At 62.4% G+C, this 21,693-nt stretch carries 23 protein-coding genes; 11 read left to right on the forward strand and 12 right to left on the reverse strand.

Going from position 1 to position 21,693, the window contains the following annotated elements; genetic code table 11:
- Positions 1 to 2 precede the first annotated feature (2 nt).
- On the reverse strand, positions 3 to 893 hold the full coding sequence (locus HX814_RS10495; protein ID WP_102369215.1) for a DMT family transporter: 891 nt from the start codon (positions 891 to 893) through the stop codon (positions 3 to 5).
- A 91-nt stretch (positions 894 to 984) separates the two neighbouring features.
- On the opposite strand from HX814_RS10495, the gene HX814_RS10500 reads away from it, so the two are divergent.
- The gene (locus tag HX814_RS10500; RefSeq protein ID WP_177015416.1) at positions 985 to 2,313 is read left to right on the forward strand and encodes a PLP-dependent aminotransferase family protein; all 1,329 of its coding nucleotides are present in this window, start codon (positions 985 to 987) and stop codon (positions 2,311 to 2,313) included.
- Between the two features lie 138 nt (positions 2,314 to 2,451).
- Here HX814_RS10500 and HX814_RS10505 read toward each other — a convergent pair whose 3' ends face one another.
- Entirely contained in the window at positions 2,452 to 2,883 is a 432-nt protein-coding gene (locus tag HX814_RS10505) for a nuclear transport factor 2 family protein (RefSeq protein WP_177009464.1), read from the reverse strand.
- A 255-nt stretch (positions 2,884 to 3,138) separates the two neighbouring features.
- Between HX814_RS10505 and HX814_RS10510 the strand changes: the two genes are divergently transcribed.
- Together HX814_RS10510 and HX814_RS10515 are read left to right on the forward strand one after the other, a co-directional pair.
- Positions 3,139 to 3,609 carry a RidA family protein gene (locus HX814_RS10510; RefSeq protein WP_177009463.1) on the forward strand — a complete coding sequence of 157 codons (471 nt, stop codon included), beginning with the start codon at positions 3,139 to 3,141 and terminating at the stop codon, positions 3,607 to 3,609.
- A gap of 6 nt (positions 3,610 to 3,615) precedes the next feature.
- Positions 3,616 to 4,350: a CPBP family intramembrane glutamic endopeptidase gene (locus HX814_RS10515; RefSeq protein WP_177009462.1), complete on the forward strand. Its 735-nt coding sequence runs from the start codon at positions 3,616 to 3,618 to the stop codon at positions 4,348 to 4,350.
- Positions 4,351 to 4,356: 6 nt separating this feature from the next.
- Here the strand turns inward: HX814_RS10515 and HX814_RS10520 are convergent, their stop codons facing one another.
- A complete protein-coding gene (locus HX814_RS10520; RefSeq protein WP_177009461.1) occupies positions 4,357 to 4,722 on the reverse strand; it encodes a hypothetical protein in 366 nt (121 codons plus the stop codon).
- Between the two features lie 288 nt (positions 4,723 to 5,010).
- On the opposite strand from HX814_RS10520, the gene HX814_RS10525 reads away from it, so the two are divergent.
- Positions 5,011 to 5,427, forward strand: a complete 417-nt coding sequence (locus HX814_RS10525) for a hypothetical protein (protein WP_003215097.1) — start codon at positions 5,011 to 5,013, stop codon at positions 5,425 to 5,427.
- Between the two features lie 18 nt (positions 5,428 to 5,445).
- Here the strand turns inward: HX814_RS10525 and HX814_RS10530 are convergent, their stop codons facing one another.
- Complete coding sequence (locus HX814_RS10530; RefSeq protein ID WP_174717786.1) at positions 5,446 to 6,255, reverse strand: helix-turn-helix domain-containing protein; 810 nt, start codon at positions 6,253 to 6,255, stop codon at positions 5,446 to 5,448.
- Positions 6,256 to 6,371: 116 nt separating this feature from the next.
- On the opposite strand from HX814_RS10530, the gene HX814_RS10535 reads away from it, so the two are divergent.
- Positions 6,372 to 6,689, forward strand: a complete 318-nt coding sequence (locus tag HX814_RS10535) for a DUF2834 domain-containing protein (RefSeq protein ID WP_003215101.1) — start codon at positions 6,372 to 6,374, stop codon at positions 6,687 to 6,689.
- Positions 6,689 to 7,111 (forward strand): MAPEG family protein, encoded by a 423-nt coding sequence (locus HX814_RS10540; RefSeq protein ID WP_003215104.1) that lies wholly within the window; start codon positions 6,689 to 6,691, stop codon positions 7,109 to 7,111. Before HX814_RS10535 ends, HX814_RS10540 begins: the two co-directional genes overlap by 1 nt.
- Here the strand turns inward: HX814_RS10540 and HX814_RS10545 are convergent.
- Genes HX814_RS10545 through HX814_RS10555 form a run of 3 tightly spaced genes read right to left on the reverse strand, consistent with a single transcriptional unit; the run spans position 7,101 to position 10,060 of the window.
- Complete coding sequence (locus tag HX814_RS10545; RefSeq protein WP_008436286.1) at positions 7,101 to 8,024, reverse strand: sugar ABC transporter substrate-binding protein; 924 nt, start codon at positions 8,022 to 8,024, stop codon at positions 7,101 to 7,103. The genes HX814_RS10540 and HX814_RS10545 overlap by 11 nt on opposite strands.
- 48 nt (positions 8,025 to 8,072) lie before the next feature.
- Complete coding sequence (locus HX814_RS10550) at positions 8,073 to 9,215, reverse strand: phytanoyl-CoA dioxygenase family protein (RefSeq protein WP_003215107.1); 1,143 nt, start codon at positions 9,213 to 9,215, stop codon at positions 8,073 to 8,075.
- Positions 9,215 to 10,060, reverse strand: a complete 846-nt coding sequence (locus HX814_RS10555) for an SDR family oxidoreductase (RefSeq protein ID WP_063029668.1) — start codon at positions 10,058 to 10,060, stop codon at positions 9,215 to 9,217. The genes HX814_RS10550 and HX814_RS10555 overlap by 1 nt, the downstream gene beginning before the upstream one ends.
- A gap of 123 nt (positions 10,061 to 10,183) precedes the next feature.
- On the opposite strand from HX814_RS10555, the gene HX814_RS10560 reads away from it, so the two are divergent.
- Together HX814_RS10560 and iolG are read left to right on the forward strand one after the other, a co-directional pair.
- A complete protein-coding gene (locus HX814_RS10560) occupies positions 10,184 to 11,209 on the forward strand; it encodes a LacI family DNA-binding transcriptional regulator (RefSeq protein ID WP_003215111.1) in 1,026 nt (341 codons plus the stop codon).
- Positions 11,210 to 11,245: 36 nt separating this feature from the next.
- Positions 11,246 to 12,250, forward strand: a complete 1,005-nt coding sequence (gene iolG, locus HX814_RS10565) for an inositol 2-dehydrogenase (protein ID WP_003215113.1) — start codon at positions 11,246 to 11,248, stop codon at positions 12,248 to 12,250.
- 42 nt (positions 12,251 to 12,292) lie between these two features.
- Here iolG and HX814_RS10570 read toward each other — a convergent pair whose 3' ends face one another.
- Both HX814_RS10570 and HX814_RS10575 read right to left on the reverse strand, forming a co-directional pair.
- Complete coding sequence (locus HX814_RS10570) at positions 12,293 to 13,459, reverse strand: cystathionine gamma-synthase (protein WP_177009460.1); 1,167 nt, start codon at positions 13,457 to 13,459, stop codon at positions 12,293 to 12,295.
- A complete protein-coding gene (locus tag HX814_RS10575) occupies positions 13,456 to 14,832 on the reverse strand; it encodes a cystathionine beta-synthase (protein WP_003215116.1) in 1,377 nt (458 codons plus the stop codon). The genes HX814_RS10570 and HX814_RS10575 overlap by 4 nt, the downstream gene beginning before the upstream one ends.
- 264 nt (positions 14,833 to 15,096) lie before the next feature.
- Here HX814_RS10575 and atzF point away from each other — a divergent pair, with 264 nt between their 5' ends.
- Together atzF and HX814_RS10585 are read left to right on the forward strand one after the other, a co-directional pair.
- Positions 15,097 to 16,896: an allophanate hydrolase gene (gene atzF, locus HX814_RS10580; RefSeq protein ID WP_177009459.1), complete on the forward strand. Its 1,800-nt coding sequence runs from the start codon at positions 15,097 to 15,099 to the stop codon at positions 16,894 to 16,896.
- Positions 16,897 to 16,898: 2 nt separating this feature from the next.
- Entirely contained in the window at positions 16,899 to 17,585 is a 687-nt protein-coding gene (locus tag HX814_RS10585) for a GntR family transcriptional regulator (protein ID WP_177009458.1), read from the forward strand.
- Positions 17,586 to 17,750: 165 nt separating this feature from the next.
- Here HX814_RS10585 and dapA read toward each other — a convergent pair whose 3' ends face one another.
- Positions 17,751 to 18,614, reverse strand: a complete 864-nt coding sequence (gene dapA, locus HX814_RS10590) for a 4-hydroxy-tetrahydrodipicolinate synthase (RefSeq protein ID WP_177009457.1) — start codon at positions 18,612 to 18,614, stop codon at positions 17,751 to 17,753.
- A gap of 292 nt (positions 18,615 to 18,906) precedes the next feature.
- Positions 18,907 to 19,875, reverse strand: a complete 969-nt coding sequence (locus HX814_RS10595; protein WP_177009456.1) for an alpha/beta hydrolase — start codon at positions 19,873 to 19,875, stop codon at positions 18,907 to 18,909.
- Between the two features lie 96 nt (positions 19,876 to 19,971).
- Between HX814_RS10595 and HX814_RS10600 the strand changes: the two genes are divergently transcribed.
- Positions 19,972 to 20,451 carry a VOC family protein gene (locus HX814_RS10600; protein WP_087695027.1) on the forward strand — a complete coding sequence of 160 codons (480 nt, stop codon included), beginning with the start codon at positions 19,972 to 19,974 and terminating at the stop codon, positions 20,449 to 20,451.
- Between the two features lie 13 nt (positions 20,452 to 20,464).
- Here HX814_RS10600 and HX814_RS10605 read toward each other — a convergent pair whose 3' ends face one another.
- Positions 20,465 to 21,628, reverse strand: a complete 1,164-nt coding sequence (locus tag HX814_RS10605) for a GGDEF domain-containing protein (RefSeq protein ID WP_177009455.1) — start codon at positions 21,626 to 21,628, stop codon at positions 20,465 to 20,467.
- Positions 21,629 to 21,693 lie beyond the last annotated feature (65 nt).

Here is a 21,693-nt window from a genome sequence, read left to right on the forward strand (position 1 = left end):
GGCTAGCGGGCGAACTTCTTGGCCCCCGCCACGCACGCAATCACCGCGACGGTCACCCCCAGCATGCCCAGGCTCACCTGCTCATGCAGCAGCGTGGCCGCCAGTGCCAGGCCGAAAAACGGTTGCAGCAACTGCAATTGCCCGACGGCGGCAATGCCGCCCTGGGCCAGCCCGCGGTACCAGAACACAAACCCGATCAGCATGCTGAACAGCGACACATAGGCCAGGCTCAGCCAGGCCGGCAGGCTGATGCTCACGAAAGTGCCCGGGGCGAGGATCGCCGTCAGCGGGGCCACAATCGGCAGCGAGATCACCAGCGCCCAGCAGATCACCTGCCAGCCACCCAGGGTGCGTGAGAGCCTGGCCCCTTCGGCATAACCGAGGCCGCACACCAGGATTGCCAACAGCATCAGCAAATCCCCGGCGGGCGCGGCGCTCAGGCCTTGGGCAACCGCGTAGCCCACCACCAGCAGGCTGCCAAGGATCGAAAACAGCCAGAACACCAACTTTGGCCGCTCGCCGCCGCGCCATACGCCGAAGACCGCAGTGGCTAACGGCAGCAGGCCGACAAATACGATGGAATGGGCACTGGTGACGTACTGCAAGGCCAGTGCGGTGAGCAAAGGAAAGCCGATCACCACGCCCAGCGCGACGATTGCCAGGGGCAGCAACTGACTGCGGGCCGGGGTTTTTTCCTTGAACAGCCACAGCAGGCACAGGCCGAGCAGGGCGGCGATGGTGGCGCGGGCGACGGTCAGGAATACCGGATCGAACTCCAGCACCGCCAGGCGCGTGGCCGGCAGCGAGCCGCTGAAGATCACCACGCCGATCAAACCGTTGATCCAGCCGCTGGCGTTGTTTTCCCGGGTGTTGAGGTGGGTGGTTCGTTCCATGGGTGTAGGGCTCGATAGGGATAAGTTGCGTCCTGCGCATCCTATGATTCACTATCAAGACAATCAAAAAATTGTCATGGATACATCGCCTATGCCCCGCGCCCGCTACAAGACATTGGTGGACACCTTCGCCCGGGATATCCGTTCGGGCGCGCTGGCGGCGGGCACCCGGTTGCCGACGCACCGCCAGTTGGCCGCCAGCCATGGCCTGGCGCTGGTCACCGCCAGCCGGGTGTACACCGAGCTTGAGGCCATGGGCCTGGTCAGTGGTGAAACCGGACGCGGAACCTTTGTGCGGGAAATCGCGTTGTCGCCGGGGCAGGGCGTCGGGCAGATCGCGGTGGCGGCGGGCATGATCGATCTCAACTTCAACTACCCGTCGCTGCCGGGCCAGACCGACCTGCTGCGCACCGCATTGCGCCAGTTGGCGTTGTCCGGCGACCTGGCGGCGCTGCTGCGCTATCAGCCTCACGCCGGTCGGCTGCATGAGCGGGCAGCGGTGGCGCGTCATCTGCTGAGTCGTGGGTTGACGGTGCAGGCCGAGCAGGTGCTGATCGTCAGCGGTGCCCAGCATGGCCTGGCGGTGACCATGATGTCGCTGCTCAGGCCCGGCGATGTGGTGGCGGTGGATGCGTTGACCTATTCCGGGTTCAAGGTACTGGCCGAGACGCTGCACCTGGAAATCGTCGCGATCCCGGTGACCGCGACGGGCCCTGACTTGGCCTTTCTTGAACAACTCTGCGCCCGGCGCCCGGTACGCGCCGTGTACAGCATGCCGACCCTGCATAACCCGTTGGGCTGGGTGATGAGCATGGCGCAGCGCGAGCACCTGGTGGCGATTGCCCGTCGGCATGACCTGATCCTGATCGAGGATGCTGCCTACGCGTTTTTAGCCGAGGACGCGCCACCGCCCGTGGCCGAACTGGCGCCGGAACGCACGGTTTACGTGTCGGGGCTGTCCAAGAGCGTCGCCACCGGCCTGCGGGTGGGTTTTGTCGCCGCTCCGCAGCAGTGGATGGCGGCGCTGGAACGTACGGTCATGGCCACCACCTGGAACACCCCGGGGGTGATGACCGCCGTCGCCGTCGCGTGGATCGATGACGGCACGGTGCTGCAACTGGAAGCGCAAAAGCGTGAAGACGCCCAGGCGCGCCAGGCGGTGGCCGATGAGGTGTTGGCGGGGCTCACTGTGATCCGCCATCCGTCTTCGTATTTCTTGTGGTTGCCGTTGCCGGAGGATGCCCGCGCCGACCAGATCACCATGGCGCTGGCCTGGGAGAATATCTCGGTGTCCACCGCCGAGCCGTTTGCCGTCTCGGCCCACGTGTCCCATGCCTTGCGTGTGGCGCTGGGTTCGGTGGACCGGGAGGTGCTGCGCGAGGCGTTGGTGAAAGTGCGCTGGGCGGTGGAGGCGTGCTAGGGGGCCGGATCGTTCCCACGCTCTGCGTGGGAACGCCGCCTTGGACGCTCCGCGTCCCGCTGTAGATTTGCGCGATAGTGACGCAGAGCGTCACCGGATGCATTCCCACGCAGAGCGTGGGAACGATCCAGGCGGGACTCAGAACTTGTACGCTTGGCGCCCGATCAGCAGCCATTTGCCTTTCTGCTTCTGCCAGACCTGGAAGTTTTCAATTTCGGTGGGCACCTCGACGCCACCGTTCACCGCCTGTGCGGAAAAGTGGTTGCGCACCAGGGCGGTGTCGCCATTGAGGGTGATGGTCTGTTTCTGCATTTCCAGGGTCTTGAAACCGCTTCTGCCGGTTTCAATGTCGGCGATAAATTCCTGCTTGTTCTGGACCTTGCCGCTGGAGTGGCCGTAGGTGAGGTTGTTCGCGGTGAGGGCCTGCAGTTGCGGGATGTCCTTGTGCAACATGGCCTGGGTCAGATGATCGACCGCAGTGGCTACATCCTTGTCACTTGCGGCAGGCGCGGCGGCCGCGTAGCCGCTGAACAGGCACAGAAAACCAATCAGAACCTTGACGTTTTGCATGGGTGTTTCCTTGTTGTTGTGGGTACCGGGACGACTCGGACTGTGTTTTTAAGTCGTCGTACAACCATGCCGTATTTACTGGGATCAAGGAAAGTGAAATTTGTTATTGGCTAGAAGATAAGCGCTGTTTGCCAGTATTGGTTGTCGTATAACTTGCGAAATAGCGGTCGGCACTTCCCGTGGAAATGGCACATGGCTATGCTGTGGCCGGCGACTTCATGGCGTGGATTCGCAACGACTGAGGAAAACAAAAAAATGACACCGGATCAAAAATACGCGGCGGCCATGGTGCGCCTGGGTTACCAACTCAACGAGTTCAAGATCGGCGGCAACTACACGCCGCTGCTCAGGGATGGCAATCACGTTTACATCAGCGGCCAGATCCCGCGAGTAGGCGACACGATCGTGCTGCCCGGCAAGGTCGGCGAAAGCCTCAGCCTGGCCGACGCACAGATTGCCGCGGGCGTCAGCGCACTGCGTTGCCTGGGGTTGCTCAAGCAGGCACTGGGTTCGCTGGACAAGGTCAAGGCGATCCTCAAGATCAACGTGTACGTGCGCAGCGCGGATGACTTCGACCTGCAAAGCGAAGTGGCCAACGGTGCGTCGGACCTGTTGAACGAGATCCTGGGGGCTGCCGGTTCTCACACGCGCACCTCGGTGGGCGTGCTGCAACTGCCCAAGGGTGCCGCCGTGGAAGTCGACATGATCGCTGTGGCGCAGGGCTGACATCGAGTGATCGCCGACGCTTTTACAGTCCTGATTCACTATGGGATTTATCTGCTGCCAGGGCTGATCCTGTTTGGCCTGTGGTTCGGCCTCACCCCGAAAACAATGCCGGGCGTGCGCATCGTTATTCTGCTGTTGGCGTTCGTGCTGATGCGCGATGCGATGACGCCGCTGGGCATGTGGTCGCTGAGCACTGAGGTGCAGATCCAGTTTACGGCCAACCCCTTCGTGCTGGCTGCGCTCGGCGGCTTGTCCCTTGGGCTGATTTCACTGCTCGCGCGCCTGGCTCCGGAGTTATGGCAACTGACGGTGCTGTTCAAGGGCAATCGTGCTGTGGGCCTGGCAGTGGGGCTGGTGGCCGGCTGTGTGATTGGCTTGCCATTGCGCCTGTATCAAGGCATCGAACCGGCGGCGATCCCGGCTTACTGGGCCTGGCTGATGGGCATGCTGGTGCTTGCCTACTGCGCCAATGCGCTGGAAGAGGTGCTGTTTCGCGGCTTCCTGCAGGGCTATCTCGAACAGCACGTTACGCCGCTGCGCGCAGCGTTGCTCAGCGGGCTGGCGTTTGCCGCGTGCCATTCATTTCTGGCGTTGAGCGTGACGCAACTGGGCTGGCCGGTGCTGGCCTTTACCCTGATTGAAGGCCTGGCCTGCGGGCTGGTGCGGATGCGCCACGGCGTGGTCGCGGCGACGGCCACCCATGGCACGGCGATCTTGCTGATTGCCGTGCCGATGGTGTGAACCGTCTCAGGCCCGTAAATCAACGCCGATGTGGGCCTGGAGCCAGTCTTTGTATACCGCGATGTTATCGGTCGACTGGTCGCCATTTTTCGCGGTGACAGTCTTGCCGTCCAGGCGCCCGATATCGAGCAGGTACTGAAGACCGTTGGCCACATGGGTGGCGTCGCTTTTGCTGAGTGACTGAACATCGGGCAGTTCGACGGCGTTGCCTTTATCGTCGAAGGTCGCCCATGAAGGGTTGGCCCTGGCGGTGGCAACGGTTTGCGCGGTCGAGCGCACTTGCTCCTGATAGCTGGCTTCCAGCTTGGTCTTGATCTCGGGCGTGGCGTTGGTGACTTCAATCCTCCCGGCCCGCAGGGTGCCGTTTTCCATGGATTGTGTAAAAGTCTTCTGTCCCAGCGCTAACAGACTTGTCGTGCTTCCTATCATGGTGCCGCTCCCTTATTGGTAGCAGCAACAGAGCAAAACCCGGGCCATGTGCTGCATGCCTTGTGCGGCGCGGGCTGGGTGGTATTGCCGGGGCAGGGCGCAGGCCAGGAGTTGCCGGGGCTGGCAAAGGGTTGCCACGTCGGCTCGCGCGAGCGCATTTCAGAACGTTGGAAACTAAGTTCAGAATCTCCAGTCTGTAATAGCGTATCGCCATCTCTACAAGGAATTAACATGAAGCTTAAGGTCGTTTTGCTGGGCACGGTTTTGTTGGCTGCGCCGCTTTACCAAGCGGTTGCCGAGACGTGCAGGGCGAACAGTTATGGTGGGTCCGATTGCGAATACGACAATGGCACCTCTTCCAAGAGTCGCGCCAATAGCTACGGTGGGCAAGACACCCAATACAGCGATGGTACTTCCTCCAAGAGCCGCTCCAATAGTTATGGCGGGCAGGATATCCAATACGGCGACGGCACCTCGGCCAAGACCCGTTCCAACAGCTATGGTGGGCAAGACACTCAATACAGCGACGGCACCTCAGCCAAGAGCCGCTCCAATAGCTACGGCGGGCAAGACACCCAATACAGCAACGGCTCCTCCTCCAAGAGCCGCGCCAATAGCTATGGCGGGCAAAATACGACAAATAACTAATGGCCCCGCCGCGGCTTTCTACCTCACCAATGACCGCTCATACGCCGCGGTCATCACCTGCCACGTCTGCGCATCCGCCGGAATCAAATGCTCGATGCGCAACGACGTTACCGTGATGTCCTGAGGCATGCCGAAGGTGGTGAAGGTCGACATGAAGTTCAGCTCACCTTCACGGGAGTTGACGCGTGTCAGCACCAGTGGCGGCGGTTCATTGACCAAGGCTTCGGTACTTTGCGGGGCCGGCAGGCTGTCCAGAAGCCTGGCAAGTTCGGAGTTGCCCAACGCCTCGCGCGTCGCCCGTTGCCAGGCGATGGTGCGGATTTCGTCAGCGTTGATCAAATGATCACCCAGGCCGCCAGGCTGTAGCAGGGTGACCAGCAAATTCAGCCCATCAGCCGCCTCCGGTTTGATCCCCACCAGCTCGAACAGCACCTGGGTACTGGCGTTGGCGGCGAGCACTTCCCAGTGGCTGCCCAGCACGATCGCCGGTGCAGGATTGTTCGCGTGGAGCACATGGCTGATTGCCTCGCGAATAGCCTCCATGGAGGGCGAGGAGAGCGGGGTTGCCTCATAGCGCGGGGCGAAGCCGGCAGCGAGGAACACGCTGTTGCATTGCTCCAGCGGAACCTCCAGCGCCATCAGCAAATTATGCAAGGTGCCCGGGCTCGGCTTGGCGCGCCCGGTCTCGATGCAGCTCAGGTGGCGTTGGGAAACCCCGGTGATCAGCGCCAGTTCCAGCTGGCTCAATCTGGCGTGCCGACGCAGCACGCGCAGTTGCGTGCCGGCGGTAGTGTCGGGGTTGGCGCGGGGGAAAGGTTGGCTGCTCATGGGTTGACTCTGGCCGTGCGGGTCGGTGGTATCGATGACCTTCGAGGTCATTGAGAGGGGAACGACGTTATCACTAATGTGCAGCTTCCCGAACCGTTGTCTCCAAGGAGGAGAACATGCGCAGACCCTGGATTGCCCTGGCCGGGCTGTTGGCTTTTGCCCTGTACACATTGATCACGATGCTGATCGCCGAACAATCGCTCATGGCGTTCGGACGTGAATTGATATCGAGGCCGGATACTGCCCAGGTGGTGATTGACTTGTATCTGATGGCGGCCTTGGCGGGCGTATGGATGTACCGGGATGCGCGGGCCAGGGGCAAATCCCTGGCGTCGGTGTTGCCCTATTTACTGGTAACGGCGGTTTTCGTATCCATCGGTCCGCTGCTGTATATCGTGGTCAACGGGTTCCGCGAACCTTCAGGGGGCCGGTGATGGAGGTTTATGCGTTGTGCGTACTGGTGCTGTTCTTGAAGATGCTGGCGATCTCCTGTTACCAGGGTTTCTTTCGACTCAGATTCCGTGCATTCACTAACCACGAGGATGCAGCTTTCTTCCATCGCGATGCGAATCCCCAGGAGTTACCGCAAGTCTCCCGGGCCGAAAAGGCTTGGGCCAATGATCTGGAAAATATTCCGTTGTTCTTCATTTTGGGTGGCCTGTGCCTGGCGATGGAAACGCCAGGCACCGCTACCGCGGGGTTGTTCTGTCTGTTCACCGCTGCCCGTGTGATGCATACGGTGATGTATCTGAGCGGCCGCCAGCCCTGGCGCACCCTCGCTTATGGAGTGGGAGTGCTCTGTTTGTCGGGGCTGGCCGGTCTGCTTGGCGCTGGGCTGATAACAATCAAGGGGTGAGAAAGGCCTGATAGTTGTCCTTGGTGATCTGTTGATAGGGAATGGTCAGCTCCGCCGTGTAGGGCTGCTTCCTGATCATCTTCAGCGCCAGGTCAATCGAGCCGACGGCCTGGCCCTTGTTGTCCTGATAGGCCGTGACTACCAATAGATCTTTTTTGATCGCATCCAGGCCGGCGGGTCCGCCGTCGCTGCCGCCCACCAGGATGTCCTTGCCAGGGTGCATACCGGCCTGGGTAATCGCCATCGCGGCACCGATAGCCATTTCATCGGCATTGGCCGCCACGGCGTCGATTTTCTTGCCCGAGACGATCCAGTTGTTCATCAGGTCCATGGCCTTGCTGCGCTGCCAGTCGGCGCTTTGTTCTTCGACGATATGGATGTTGGGGTAATCCTTCAGTACGTTTTTCACGCCCTGTGTGCGGTTGTGGGTGGCGTTGTTGGAGAGCAAGCCGAGCATGATTGCGAGGTTGCCCTTGCCGTTCATTTTTTCCGCGAGGTAGCGCATCTGAATCTCGCCCGCTTTGATCTCGTCCGAGCCGACATAACCCACCCCGGCCGGTAAGCCGGGGATGTCCGGGCGACGGTTGACGTACACCAGCGGGATACCCGCCTGCTGGGCATTCACAGTCATTTTCTGGGTAGCGGCGGTGTCGACCGCGTTGACGATAATCGCGTCCATGCCTTGGGCAGAAAAGCTCTGCACCTGGTTCAGTTGGCGCACCACATCGCCTTGGGCGTCTTCGAATTGCAGGGTCACGTCAGTGAGGTCCCTGGCGTGGGCCGCCATGTAGTCACGCATCTGGGCGAGGAACACGTCGTCCACCTGGGCGATGCTGACGCCGATGCGTGTCTCGGCGAGGGCTAGCGGGGTAACGATGAGGGTCAGGAGCAAGGTCAGCAGCTGTTTTTTCATGGTGTCAGTCCGTTTTTTTGTTGTTTTGAAAGACGTTGAAAACATTCCTCAGCCTTGGCGTTTGGCGTGTAGTTGCGCAACGCGTTCGGCAAAGGTCTCGCAGGGCCAGCGTTCGTTCAGTGCCTGCAACATCAGTTGCTGCCCGGTTTGCGGAGCCAGGCCCTGTAAGGGTGGGTCGGTATCCAGGTTGGTGGGAAAGGAATAGCCATCGGCGGTGCAGGCGATCACCGCGTGCAGCGCCTCGCCATCCATGACGTTGTCCGCCAGGCGCTCCAACAGGCAGGGGTACAGCGCCAGCATCATCCGGTCGCGGTCCACAGCCTCCATCGTTTTGCCGAACGCCGAGGAGATTTGCAGCAGGTTGGCCATGCGCTGGCGGTCCGGTGTGCGATTGGTGCCAGCGGCGTGAAACAGGGCCGGGTTGAAGAACAGCAGGTCACCTTTGTTCAGCGGCAATTGCACGGCATGCTGCTGGAAGTACTCGATGAATTCAGTGCGCCTCCAGGCCAGGTAGCCCAGTGGGTATTGCTGGGAAAACGGCAGCAGTTGGGTCGGGCCGGTTTCCAGGGGCATGTCGCTGTGGGCCACGGCCCCTTGCAGCGTGAGGTATTGGGACAGCGTGTGCAGGGGCAACGGAAAGCGCTCCACCACGTCGATGGTCTGGAACCCGAGGTGATAATCACGGTGCGGTTGCTGGGCTTGGCCACCGGGGTGCACCACGTTGACCTGGGCCGTGACTTGGTAGCCCGGGCCGAGCCAGGCTTGTGCGATCAACCCCAGCAGTGGGTTGGCGTAATATTCGACAAAGGATGCCGGCGACTGCAGTGCGGCCTTCTGTAATGAGTTCCAGATACGTCCGTTACTGCCGGCCTTGGCGAAGTGGTCGGCGGCCACACCTTGCGCAGCCTCTTGGGCAAAGATCGCTTCGAATACCTGGCTGTGACGGTCGACCACGTCCAGGTCGGCGTAGCCCTGGCGCACCACCATCACTCCCGGCCCCTGGCTGAACAGGCGATGCAGTTCGTCCAGCACGGCGTGACGATCGCCGTTGCGCAGTGCCTGGGCCTGATAGATCGGGATGTTGCTGCACACTTCGGCGCAGTGCGGGTAGTCCTCGGCAGCAGCCTGCTGGGCACAGATCGAGTGAAAATCTTCCAGTTGCACCGCATCGGCGCTGACAAAGGCAGGCATCACGCACCCTCCACCAGGCTCAGGGCCTGATCGGGGCGTGGGGTGCCGCCGTCGCCACAGCCGATGACGCCTTGCTCCAGGTCGATCACCGTGCCGGTCATCATTCCCGACTCGCGTGACAATAGAAATGCCACGCTCTGGGCCACCTCTTCAGGTTTGAGCAGGCGGCCGAAGGGCTGCGCGGCTTCGGCGGCCTCCAACCAGCCATCCCCGGCACCGTGGTAGTGCCGCTGGATTTCATCCTCGTGAGGTGTGTCCATCCAGCCGATGTTCAAGCCGTTGACCCGAATCCGGTTGCGCAGGGCGCTGAACGCCACGTTTTTGGTCAGAATCGCGAGAGCGCCCTTGGACGCCGCGTAGGCACTCAAGAACGATTGCCCGCCGTGGCCGGTGACACTCTGGATATTGACCACTGCACCTTCAACCCTCTGGCTGATCATCAGCTTCAAGGCTTCCTGCATCAGGAAAAACGGCGCCCTCACATTGACCGCAAACAGTCGGTCAAACAGTTCGGGGGAGGTGTCGAGAATGGTGCCGCGATCCGACATCCCGGCGCAGTTGATCAGCCCGTGGAGGGTGCCGAAGTGGGCACGGGCCGCCTCGATCACGGCGCGGCAGTCGCCAATCTGTTCCAGGTCCGCCTGGACAAACACCGCGCGGCAATCGAGCGCTGCCAACTGCCGTACTTGCTCCTGGCCCTGGTCCGGACGGCGTCCGCAGATGATCAGGCCGGCAGCACCGCGCCGCGCCAGGGTATGGGCGACGGCAGCCCCCAATCCCTGGGTGCTGCCGGTGACGACAAAGTATTGGCCTTTGAAGGTATGGCTGAGGTCGGTTGAAGGCATCGGGGTCTCCTGGGTTTTTGTTGTTTTGAAGGCCGGGCTCGACGCCGGGCAAAACTGAGACTAGCATTGCGGTCACCTCAAAGAGTCTCAAAAAGACCTCAAAAAGACCTCAGGTCCAACAGCATGCTCGAACGCGCTAAACACTTTTCCATCAAGCAACTGGCCACCCAGGCGGGCGTCAGCAAGGCGACAGTCGATCGCGTCTTGCATGAGCGCGGCAGCGTGCACGCCCAAACCCGGCGGCGTATCGAACAGGCTCTGGATGAGCTGGAATCCCAGGAAAAAAATGGCCTGGCAGTAGGCCGTACCTTTCATGTCGATGTGATCATGCACACGCCCAAGCGCTTCAGTGCGGCGGTGCAGGCCGCCATCACCGCCCAACTGGGCAGCCTGGCACCGTTTCGTATCGCCCCGCGGTTTCATGTGTTCGAAGAGATCGAGCCTCAGGCGATGCACGACCAATTGCTGCGCTGCCTCGAGACCGGCAGCCAGGGTGTGGTGCTCAAGGCCGCGGACGAGCCGGCGGTGAATCTGGCGGTCAAGCACCTGGCGGCCGCAGGTATTCCGGTGGTGACCCTGGTCACCGATCTGCCCCACAGCGAGCGCATCGGCTACGTAGGCATGGATAACCGCACCGCCGGACAAACCGCCGCGTACCTTCTGTCCCGCTGGCTGTCACCCCAACCCCAGGAAGTGGCGGTGGTGATTGGCAGTGAATTGTTCCGGGGCGAGGAAGAACGCGAAATGGGTTTTCGCATGTGGCTGCGCGGCCGTGCGACGCACCTGCGGGTACTGGATATCAGCGGTGGGTACGGCGTGTATGACCGAACGTTTGCCCGGGTCACCGATGCGTTGAAGCAGCATCCCGAACTGAAGGCGGTGTACAGCGTCGGCGGTGGCAACCGGGCAATTGTCGACGCCTTTGCGGCTCTGGATCGCCCGTTGGACGTGTTTATTGCTCACGACCTCGACGAAGAGAATCGCCAGCTGTTGGCTGAAGAAAAAGTCGCCGCGATTATCGATCACAACCTGCAGATCGATGCGCGCCATGTGTTTCTGCACATCCTGCAATTTCATCGGCTGTGGAAGGCTGGGCCGATTGCGCCGTCACAGGTACAGATCGTCACACCGTTCAACCTGCCGGACTGAATCTCCACACCCAATAACAATCCCAGGAGTTCGACCATGCTACGTATCGCTGTCCTTGGTGCAGGGCGCATCGCCAACATTCACGCGGCCAATGTCGCGGCCCATCCTGATGCCACTCTGGTGGTGGTCGCCGACCCCTGGCGGGAGGGCGTCGATGGCTTGGCTGCGCAGCTGGGTTGCGAGGCGGCCTATGACTGCGCAGCAGTGCTAAGTCGGGACGATATCGACGCGGTGGTGATTGGCACACCCACCGACACTCATATCGATTTGCTGCTGGCGGCCGTGTCCCAGGGCAAGGCCGTGCTGTGCGAGAAGCCCATTGACCTGAATTTCGCCAAGGCGCGGGCGGCGGCGCAAGCTGTGGAGCGCGAGGGCGGCAAAGTCATGCTGGGCTTCAACCGCCGCTTCGATCCCGACACGCTGCGCCTGCGCCAGGCCATCGACGCGGGGCAAATTGGTGCTGTGCGGCAGGTGATCATCACCAGCCGCGACCCGGGGTTGGCGCCACGGGATTACCTGGCACATTCCGGCGGCATCCTGCGGGACATGACCATTCATGACTTCGACATGGCGCGGCACCTGCTGGGTGAAGAGCCCATTGAAGTCGGCGCGATAGCCAGCCGGCTGGTAGATCCGAGCCTGGCGCAGATTGACGACTTCGACAGCGTGATGGTGCTGCTGCGCACCGCATCCGGGAAACAGTGCCATATCAACTGCTGTCGGGAGGCGGTCTACGGGTATGACCAGCGACTTGAGGTATCCGGGGCCAAGGGGGTGCTGCTCACGGATAACCATCGACCCAGCACCTTGCGCCATTGGAACCACGAGCACACCGAGGCGTTGGAGCCGTTGCAGCATTTCTTCCTGGAGCGTTATGCGGATGCCTACCGCAATGAGTTGGGCCAGTTTATCCAGGCACTGAGCGCGGGGCGCGCGCTGCCCACCAACATGCGCGATGGGCTGTATGCGTTGCACTTGGCGGACTGTGCGCTGGAGTCCATCAAGACCGGGCGAATGGTTGAGGTCAATTACGCTATTTAAGGTGTTGCCGGAGCGGGCATGCTCGCTCCGGCAGATTGCGCGTTAGATTTTTGCCAACGCCTGCGCCAGATCCGCCCGCAAGTCTTCCACGTCCTCAACCCCCACCGACAACCGCACCAACCCGTCACCAATCCCCAACTGCGCCCGCGTCGCTGCCGGAATGCTCGCATGGGTCATAATCGCCGGGTGTTCGATCAAACTTTCAACGCCCCCCAGGCTTTCAGCCAACGCAAAGATCTTCACGTTTTCCAGGAAGCGTGTCGCTCCTGCCAGGTCGCTTTTCAGGTCCACCGAAATCATCCCGCCAAACCCGCGCATCTGCCGGCGTGCCAGCTCATGCTGCGGGTGTGATGCCAGGCCTGGGTAATAAACCCGCGCCACTTGCGGCTGTTGCTCCAGCCACGTCGCCAGTTCCAGCGCATTGCTGCAATGGCGCTCCATGCGCAGCGCCAGGGTCTTTACCCCGCGCAAGGTCAGGAATGCGTCGAACGGCCCGGCAATCGCGCCCACGGAGTTTTGCAGGAAGCCCAGGCGCTCGGCCAGTTCAGGATTCTGGCCCACCACCGCAATGCCGCCGATCACATCCGAGTGGCCGTTGAGGTACTTGGTGGTGGAGTGCACCACGATGTCGAAACCCAACTCCAGCGGGCGCTGGATCCAGGGGCTGGCAAAGGTGTTGTCGGCCACGCAGAGGATGCCCCGGGCCTTGCAGATGCGGGAGATGGCGCTGAGGTCGGTCAGGCTCAGCAGCGGGTTGCTCGGGGTTTCGACCCAGACCATCCGCGTATCGTCCTGCAACGCGGCTTCGAAAGCCGACAGGTCGGTCAGGTCGACGAAGCTGAAGCGATGCCCGGCGCTGCGCTGGCGCACTTTGTCGAACAGGCGGAAGGTGCCGCCGTACAAATCATTGCCGGAAACCACGTGGGAACCGGCGTCGAGCAGTTCCAGCACGGTGGAAATCGCCGCCAGCCCGGAGGCGAACGCGAACGCCTGGGTGCCGCCTTCAAGGTCGGCCACGCAGCGTTCCAGGGCAAAGCGCGTCGGGTTGTGGGAGCGTCCGTAGTCAAAGCCTTTGTGAACGCCGGGGCTGTCTTGCAGGTAGGTGGAGTTGGCGTAGATCGGCGGCATCAGCGCCCCGGTGGTCGGGTCCGGGGATTGCCCGGCATGGATCACGCGGGTGGCGAAGGCGCTTTTATCGTGCTGGGTCATGCAAGGGATCTCCGTAGGTGATTGAGCAGGTCGACGCGGGTGATCAGGCCGTGAAAGCCCGAGGCGTCGGCAATGATTGCCACCAGCCCGCGATCCAGCTCGGCCTGCAATTGCGCAAGGCTGGCGCTGGGTGCGAGGGTGTGAAGGGCGTTGGTCATGGCGCTGCCCACGGTCATGGAAAAGTGCGCGGCGTTCTGATGCAGGCCGAGCAATACATCCGACTCGTCGAGCACCCCCACCAGTTGCTTGCCATCCACCAGCACCGGCAGCTGTGAGACGTCGGCCAGGCGCATGCGCTGGAAGGCGGTGAGCAGGCTGTCGTCGGGGCCGACGCTGATCACCCGGCCATCCTCGAAACGACGGGCGATCAGGTCGCGCAGGTCGCCGTAGTGTTTGTATTGCAGCAGGCCGGCGTCGTTCATCCATTGGTCGTTGTAGACCTTCGACAGGTAGCGCGTGCCGGTGTCGCAGACGAAGGTGACCACGCGCTTGGGCTCGGTCTGTTCGCGGCAATAACGCAGGGCGGCGGCCAGCAGGGTGCCGGTGGAGGAGCCACCGAGAATGCCTTCGGCCCGCAGCAGTTGGCGGGCGTGGTCGAAGCTTTCTTCGTCGCTGATGGAATAGGCGTGGCGCACGCTGGAGAGGTCGGCGATCGAGGGGATGAAGTCTTCGCCGATACCTTCCACGGCCCACGAGCCGGGCTCGGTCATGGTGCCGCTGCGGCTGTACTCGGCCATCACCGAGCCGACCGGGTCGGCCAGCACCATGGCCAGGTCAGGTTGCACGCGCTTGAAGAAGCGCGTCAGGCCGGTGAGGGTGCCGGCCGAGCCAACGCCAACCACGATGGCATCCAGGTCATGTTGGGTCTGGGCCCAGATTTCCGGGGCGGTGCTGGTCTCATGGGCCAGGGGGTTGGCCGGGTTGTTGAACTGGTCGGCGAAGAACGAATCGGGAATGTCCTTGGCCAGTCGCGCCGCCACATCCTGGTAATACTCGGGATGGCCCTTGCCGACATCCGAGCGGGTGATGTGCACCTCGGCGCCCATGGCTTTCAGGTGCAAGACTTTCTCGGTGGACATCTTGTCCGGTACCACCAGCACCACCCGGTAGCCTTTGGCGCGTCCCACCAGGGCCAGGCCGAGGCCGGTATTGCCGGCGGTGGCTTCGATGATGGTGCCGCCGGGGCGCAGGCGGCCATCGCGCTCGGCGGCGTCGATCATGGCCAGGCCAATGCGGTCCTTGATGGAGCCGCCGGGGTTCTGGGATTCAAGCTTGAGGAACAGCGTGCACGGGCCGGTATCGAAGCGGCTGACCCGCACCAGCGGGGTATTGCCAATCAGTTCGAGCACGGCGGGGCGGGAAGCGGTGGGCATGTCGTCACCTGGCTACGGAAGGGCGTATGGGATGGACAGCAGCGTTTACAACATGGTTTCGAACATAGGCCGGTATCGGGCCGCTCGCAACCGCGCGGCCGCCAGAATGTCTTTTTTTGGCGCATTGCTGCTTCATGACGGAGCACGGCTGGAGGCGATCCATCGGCGGGTTTTCTGTCAACCTCACGTATTCATTGGCATGCAGCTGATTGGCCCAGGGTTTGCTAAAAGAAATCCAAACTTGGATACAAGATGGAATCCTCAATGCGCAACGAACAACTCGGCTGGACCCTGGGTGAATGGCAAGCTGCCTACCGCACCCAGGCGCTGACTCCCGACATCCTGTTGACCCTGGCGAGCACGTTCCCCGCCGAGGACAACGCCTGGATCAGCCAGGTGCAACCGCAGCAATTGCGTGACCAGTTGGCGCAGTTGGCCGGGCGGCTTGCGGCGGTCGACGGCGATATCGACCAGTTGCCGTTGTATGGCGTGCCGTTTGCCATCAAGGACAACATCGATGCGGCGGGTTGGGAAACCACGGCGGCGTGTCCTGAGTTTGCCTATACCGCCGCGGCGGATGCCTCGGTGGTGGCGCGGTTGCGGGCGGCCGGGGCGATCCTGATGGGCAAGACCAACCTCGATCAGTTCGCCACCGGCCTGGTCGGTACACGCTCGCCCTACGGCGCGGTGGGCAACAGTTTTAACCCGGACTATGTCAGCGGCGGTTCCAGCTCGGGTTCGGCCTCGGTGGTTGCCCGCGGGCTGGTGGCGTTTTCCCTGGGCACCGACACCGCCGGTTCCGGGCGGGTGCCGGCGGGCTTCAACAATATCGTCGGGTTGAAGCCGACCAAGGGGCGCTTGTCCAACACGGGACTGGTGCCGGCCTGTCGTACCGTGGACTGTATTTCGGTGTTTGCTCTGACGGTTGAAGATGCCGAGACGGTTGCGGGCCTCGCTGCTGCTTACGACGCCAGCGACGCCTATTCACGCGTCAATCCCAACAATGCTCCTGTAGCGGTCAGCGCCACGATCAAGCTGGCGGTTCCGGCCAGCCTGGAGTTTTTTGGCGACGCGCAGAACCAGGCCGTATTTGAACAGGCGCTGCTCAGGTTCCAGTCCCTCGGCGCCGAAATCACGGCGGTGGATTTCAGCCCGTTTCAGCAACTCGCCGAGCAGCTCTATTACGGCTCCTGGGTTGCGGAGCGCACGGTGGCACTGGAAGGCATGCTCGCCAGCAACGCCGAAGCGATCAACCCGGTGGTGCGTGGCATCGTGGAAAACGGCCACCAGTACAGCGCCTGCGATGCCTATAAAGCCGAATACCTGCGCGCCGAACTGAGCCGACGCATCAACGACAGCCTGGCCGGTTTCGACGCCTTGCTGGTGCCGACCTCACCGACGATCCGCACCCTGGCGGAAATGGCCGTGGAGCCGGTGCTCTACAACTCGCAGTTTGGCTTCTACACCAACTTCACCAACCTGGCCGACCTGTCGGCACTGGCCGTGCCCGCCGGGCTGCGCAGCGACGGCCTGCCGTGCGGCATCACCCTTATCGCGCCGGCCTGGCACGACGCCGCCCTGGCGCATCTGGGCAAGCGTTGGCAGGCCGGCCTTGATCTTCCGCTGGGCGCTACCCAACGCAATCTGCCGCAACCGGCACCGGCGGGGCAGGCGCCCGGCAGCGTGCGGGTGGCGGTGGTTGGGGCGCATCTCACCGGGATGCCGCTGAACTTCCAGCTGACCAGCCGCAACGCCGTGCTGGTGGAGCAAACCCTGACGGCGAGCAACTACCGCCTGCATGCACTGCCGGGCACGGTTCCGCCCAAGCCGGGGCTGGCCAGGGATGACTCGGGCCGCTCGATCATCGTCGAGCTGTGGGACATGCCTGTCGCCCGCTTTGGTGAGTTCGTCGCCGAGATCCCTGCGCCGCTGGGCATCGGCAACCTCACCCTGGCGGACGGGCGCAGCGTGAAGGGTTTTATCTGCGAGCCCTGGGCCCTGGCAGGCGCTACTGACATCACCGAATTCGGCGGCTGGCGCGCCTACATGGCGAGCAGGAAATAGCCATGCAGCTCTCGACCATGAGAAAGCCCAGCGAACGGCCGGACAGCCTGGCGGAACGGGTTTACCAGCAGGTGAAGGACGACATCTTCGACTTTCGTTTGTTGCCGGGTGACCGCTTCAGTGAGGGTGACGTGGCCGAGCGCATGCAGGCCAGCCGTACGCCGGTGCGCCAGGCGCTGTATCGGCTGGAGCGGGAAGGGTACCTGGAGGTGTTTTTCAGGAGTGGCTGGCAGGTGCGGCCGTTCGACTTCAACTATTTCGAAGAGCTTTACGACGTAAGAATCGTGCTGGAGTTGGCCGCTGTCAGCCGCTTGTGTGGCATGACGGAGCAGGGGCTTGAACGGCTTGAAGCGATCTGGCGGGTGGACGAAAGTGCCCGGCTGGATGACGCACAGGTCGTCTGCGCGCTGGATGAGGAGTTCCACTGCGGGTTGGTGCAGGCCACGGGCAACGCTGAAATGGCGCGCATGCATTACGAGATAACCGAGAAAATCCGCATCATTCGGCGGCTGGATTTCACTCAGCAATCACGTATTGCAGCGACCTATGAGGAACATGCAAGCATCCTCGATGCGATCTCGGCACGGCACCGCGATCTGGCGCAGCAACTGCTCAAGACTCACATCGAGGTGAGCAAGCAGGAGGTGCGCAAGATCACGTTGCATCGGTTGGCGGTGGCGAGAGGATAAGCCCTCGTATCGACGAGTCAGCCCGCCCCCTGTGGCGAGGGAGCTTGCTCCCGCTGGGGTGCGAAGCGCCCCCAAAACCGGTCACCCCATTTTACCTGGCGAAAACGCGGTGCCTGAATTGGGGCTGCTGCGCAGCCCAGCGGGAGCAAGCTCCCTCGCCACGGGTTATTGCCGCACGCCTAATACGTGCTGCAACCGATTTGTCACCGTCTCACTCGCCCCCAACATCGGCGCCCGCAACTCACTGCCGATCAAACCCTCCATCGCCAGCGCGGCCTTCACCGGCGCCGGATTGGGCTCCACGAACAGTGTGTGAATCAACGGCAGCAGCCCGAAAAACGTCTCGCGAGCCGCCAGCAACCGGTTGTCGCGAACCTGTCGATGCAGCGCCACAAAATCCGCGGTACGCACATGCGCCGACGCGGCAATCGCGCCGGTCGCTCCCAGGCACAGCGCGTTGAATATCTGCACATCCTCGCCACACAACACATCCACATTCCCGCTGGCCAGCAGCGCCAGGGTATTGGCCAGGTTGCCGCCACAATCCTTGATCGCGACGATCCGTTCATGGGCGACGATGTTCAGCAACGTCGCCTGTTCGAAGGCGATACCGGTGCGGTAGGGAATGTCATACAGAATGATCGGCACACTGGACGCATCGGCCACGGTGCGGAAGAACGCTTCAAGGCCCGCCTGGGACGGGCGGATGTAGCTCGGCGGCGGTACCAGCAAACCGGCCACCGCGCGTTGCTGGATTTCACTCTGGAACTGCAGCAGCTCAATCTGGTTATACCCCGCCAGGCCCATCACCACCTGCTGCGGCGGTACCAGTTCCAGTACGGCATCCAGCATCGCCAACTGCTCACGGCGGCTCAGTGCTGCGGCTTCGCCGGTGGTGGTACAGACCATGATCCCGGCCACGCCTTGTTCCAGCAGATGGCAGACCAGGCGGCGCAAGCCGATGAAGTCGATAACGCCGTTATGAAACGGTGTAACGACGGGAACCCAGATACCTTGAAACGATGACATGCGCTTTCTCCTGATGGTTGACCGATTTCGTCACCGTCAGAAGGGCAGAGGGAAGTAAGCAAGAGGAGGGGGCCTTCGCGCTCAATGTCCTGTCAGCTCATCTGACGGGACAGCGCGCCCCGGTCACATGAGCGACTGTTTCTTCGATTTGAGGGCGTGCGCAACGCAACCTTGCGCCTTGGCAATCAAGCCAATGACGGAAAAGTTGAAGGTCGTTGCAGACATTGAGGACACACCCTGAAGAAGGCGCTTATCTTTATGGATTATTACAGGGTGTGTCAACTCACGGCGATCAGTCGCGGTTCAACCAGTGGCGCACGAAACGCACCTGCTCTGCCGACAGTTCTGCGTCTTCCGGCGCGCCCATGAAACCGCCGTGGGGCATTGCTTCAAAGATGTGCAGTTCCACCGGTACCTCGGCCTGGCGCAGCGCCCGGTGCAGGCGTACGGCGTTGGACAGGAACAGGTCGCGGGTGCCGCTTTGCACGAACGTCGGCGGGAAGCCTGGTGCGAAATCCCCGAACAGCGGCGACAGGTACGGGTGAGACAAATCCGCGCCAGCGGCGTACAGCAGGTTGGTGCTCATCAGCGGGTTGGGCAACACCACGTCGACGGTGCGGTTGACCTGGAAGCTGTCGCCCGATTCGGTCAGGTCCACTTCAGGTGACAGCAATACCAGCGCGGCCGGCAGCGGCAAGCCTTCGTCGCGGGCGCGCAGCACCATGGCAGCGGCGAGGTTGCCTCCGGCCGAGCGTCCGCCGATCACGATCTTGTCCGGGGTGTGGTGCTTCAGCACATGCCGGTAGGTGGCCATACAGTCATCGAGTGCCGCCGGGTACGGATGGTCAGGCGGCATGCGGTAGTCCACGCCGTAGCAGGTCAGGTTGTGCAGGTCGGCGTGCTTGCCGGCGGCGAGGCGGACGTTTTCGCCGCCGCCGAACACCAGGGCGCCGCCGTGCAGGTCGATATAGGCGAACTCGGCCCCGTATGCCGGCGTCGCCCGGTACACCGTGGCGTCTTCCACGGTGAATGTCTCAACGTGGTCTGCCGTCTGTCCCGCCTGGGACGCCGCGTACTGTTGGGCAACTGCGGCCTGCATGCGGCGCCAGCCAGCGTGGTCATCGGGTGCGGGCAGGGTGTACAGGCTGTTCAGCGGCACGCCATCGGCGTTCACCATGCGTTGCAGCATCGCCTGGGCCTCGGGGCTGATGGACCGCGGAGCCGGGATGATTCGCGGGTCGATCCTTACACCATTACTCATTCTCTGCACCGTTTGGGTTCATGTCAGGACGCGAACGCATTCTTGTCGGTAGCGGTACTACACTGCAAGTCCGAACCTCCACGCTGGAGAACACTCATGCTCAGCAAAAACACGGTGTGCCTTTGGTACGACGGCAGTGCACTGGACGCTGCCAACTTCTACGCCAGGACCTTCCCGGACAGCGCAGTGACCGCGGTCCATCACGCCCCCGGGGATTATCCGGCGGGCAAACAGGGCGATGTGTTGACCGTGGAATTCACCGTCATGGGTATTCCTTGCCTGGGGCTGAACGGCGGCTCCGGCGTGCAGCACAACGAGGCGTTTTCGTTCCAGGTGGCCACCGACGACCAGGCGGAAACCGACCGCTTGTGGCACGCGATTGTCAGCCATGGCGGCCAGGAAAACGTCTGCGGCTGGTGCCAGGATAAATGGGGGGTGAGATGGCAGATTACCCCGCGTGTACTGAGTGCGGCGATCACCCACCCCGACCCGGCAGCGGCCAAGCGGGCGTTTGACGCGATGATGGGGATGACCAGGATTGATATAGCGGGGATTGAGGCGGCGCTCAAAGGTTGATGCACCGATTGAGTCAATCGGCGCCCACCGCAGTCCGGTCCACCAGACGAATACGGTTGCGTCCACCGCGCTTGGATTCATACAGCGCCGCGTCGCCTTGTTCGATCAAGGCCGCGAGGCTGGCGGGCGGCGTGTCGAACAGGCTGGCGCCGATGCTCAATGTCACCGCTTCGGGCGTGGCGAACGCCTGCGAGGCAGCCTGATGAAACTGTTCGCGCAGGGCGCTGCCCAGCGCGACAATGCGCGCGTTCGAGGTGTCATTAAGCAGGATCACGAACTCGTCGCCACCCAACCGCGCCGCCAGCGAATGTTCGGGCAACTGCGCGCGAATCATCTCGCTCAGGGCCACCAGCAGCCGGTCGCCCGCGGTATGGCCGTACAGGTCGTTGATCAGCTTGAAATTGTCGATGTCGATCAACAGCAGGGCACCTGGCCGGGCCTGCGAGACCTCGCTCAGCAGGCTCGGCGCGCGCATTTCAAGGGCGCGGCGGTTGTACAGCGCGGTCAACGGGTCGCGGGCGGCCAACCGTGCAATCTGTTCCTCACGGCGGTAGCGCTCGGTGCCGGTCATCGACAATGCAATCAGCATGATCGCCATGGCGCCTTCCACCAGCGACACCTGAATGATCTCGCCACGAAACGCCGTCAGGTCGATCAGTGTCCCCGGCACGATCGCCACCAGCGACTTGGCCAGATAGAACAGCCCGTGGGCCAGCAGCACATAGCGCAGTTGCACCGCGCCCACGCTGAGTGAACGGCCATGGGGGCGCAACAGGAAACTGGCCCGCAGGGTCGGCAGGGCAACCAGCAGCGAGTTGGCCAGCAGCATGGCCCTGGACCACGACTGTCCTTCCGGCAACAGCAGCATGGCAAACCAGGCCACGAACATCAGGTACCAGGCGCGAGACAGGCGCACCTGGGTGAAACGCGCAACGCCCAGCAGGAACAGCCAGTGGGCGGTGATCAGCAACCCGTTGGCGAACCAGATGCCGATCAACAGCAGGCCGCTGGCCCGCAACAGCGCCAGGGTGCTGCCCACGCTGATGATGGCGAAACCGGCAGTCCAGTACAGCAGCGATGGCTCGCGGACATTGCGCCACTCGACGGCCAGGTACAGCGCGGCGGCGCCTGCCAGGGCGATGGTGAGGACCAGTATGGTGATGGGGTCGAGCGCCATGGGCGAACTGGCCTGCCTGAGTTGCGGTGAGACGGCGATTGTAAGCGTTTTCGCCGGTTTTTCGC

Source organism: Pseudomonas sp. C8002, from assembly GCF_013385765.1.
GTDB lineage: Bacteria > Pseudomonadota > Gammaproteobacteria > Pseudomonadales > Pseudomonadaceae > Aquipseudomonas.

What these genes read in the sequence shown, in the direction of transcription:
- HX814_RS10540 (WP_003215104.1), top strand. Translation starts at nt 6,689, where the DNA reads ATGGAGGTTTATGCGTTGTGCGTACTGGTGCTGTTCTTGAAGATGCTG.
- HX814_RS10575 (WP_003215116.1), bottom strand. Translation starts at nt 14,832, where the DNA reads ATGCCCACCGCTTCCCGCCCCGCCGTGCTCGAACTGATTGGCAATACC.
- atzF (WP_177009459.1), top strand. Translation starts at nt 15,097, where the DNA reads ATGCGCAACGAACAACTCGGCTGGACCCTGGGTGAATGGCAAGCTGCC.
- HX814_RS10600 (WP_087695027.1), top strand. Translation starts at nt 19,972, where the DNA reads ATGCTCAGCAAAAACACGGTGTGCCTTTGGTACGACGGCAGTGCACTG.
- HX814_RS10545 (WP_008436286.1), bottom strand. Translation starts at nt 8,024, where the DNA reads ATGAAAAAACAGCTGCTGACCTTGCTCCTGACCCTCATCGTTACCCCG.
- HX814_RS10550 (WP_003215107.1), bottom strand. Translation starts at nt 9,215, where the DNA reads ATGCCTGCCTTTGTCAGCGCCGATGCGGTGCAACTGGAAGATTTTCAC.
- dapA (WP_177009457.1), bottom strand. Translation starts at nt 18,614, where the DNA reads ATGTCATCGTTTCAAGGTATCTGGGTTCCCGTCGTTACACCGTTTCAT.
- HX814_RS10500 (WP_177015416.1), top strand. Translation starts at nt 985, where the DNA reads ATGCCCCGCGCCCGCTACAAGACATTGGTGGACACCTTCGCCCGGGAT.
- iolG (WP_003215113.1), top strand. Translation starts at nt 11,246, where the DNA reads ATGCTACGTATCGCTGTCCTTGGTGCAGGGCGCATCGCCAACATTCAC.
- HX814_RS10520 (WP_177009461.1), bottom strand. Translation starts at nt 4,722, where the DNA reads ATGGAAAACGGCACCCTGCGGGCCGGGAGGATTGAAGTCACCAACGCC.
- HX814_RS10595 (WP_177009456.1), bottom strand. Translation starts at nt 19,875, where the DNA reads ATGAGTAATGGTGTAAGGATCGACCCGCGAATCATCCCGGCTCCGCGG.
- HX814_RS10570 (WP_177009460.1), bottom strand. Translation starts at nt 13,459, where the DNA reads ATGACCCAGCACGATAAAAGCGCCTTCGCCACCCGCGTGATCCATGCC.
- HX814_RS10530 (WP_174717786.1), bottom strand. Translation starts at nt 6,255, where the DNA reads ATGAGCAGCCAACCTTTCCCCCGCGCCAACCCCGACACTACCGCCGGC.
- HX814_RS10505 (WP_177009464.1), bottom strand. Translation starts at nt 2,883, where the DNA reads ATGCAAAACGTCAAGGTTCTGATTGGTTTTCTGTGCCTGTTCAGCGGC.
- HX814_RS10525 (WP_003215097.1), top strand. Translation starts at nt 5,011, where the DNA reads ATGAAGCTTAAGGTCGTTTTGCTGGGCACGGTTTTGTTGGCTGCGCCG.
- HX814_RS10605 (WP_177009455.1), bottom strand. Translation starts at nt 21,628, where the DNA reads ATGGCGCTCGACCCCATCACCATACTGGTCCTCACCATCGCCCTGGCA.
- HX814_RS10495 (WP_102369215.1), bottom strand. Translation starts at nt 893, where the DNA reads ATGGAACGAACCACCCACCTCAACACCCGGGAAAACAACGCCAGCGGC.
- HX814_RS10585 (WP_177009458.1), top strand. Translation starts at nt 16,899, where the DNA reads ATGCAGCTCTCGACCATGAGAAAGCCCAGCGAACGGCCGGACAGCCTG.
- HX814_RS10535 (WP_003215101.1), top strand. Translation starts at nt 6,372, where the DNA reads ATGCGCAGACCCTGGATTGCCCTGGCCGGGCTGTTGGCTTTTGCCCTG.
- HX814_RS10555 (WP_063029668.1), bottom strand. Translation starts at nt 10,060, where the DNA reads ATGCCTTCAACCGACCTCAGCCATACCTTCAAAGGCCAATACTTTGTC.
- HX814_RS10510 (WP_177009463.1), top strand. Translation starts at nt 3,139, where the DNA reads ATGACACCGGATCAAAAATACGCGGCGGCCATGGTGCGCCTGGGTTAC.
- HX814_RS10560 (WP_003215111.1), top strand. Translation starts at nt 10,184, where the DNA reads ATGCTCGAACGCGCTAAACACTTTTCCATCAAGCAACTGGCCACCCAG.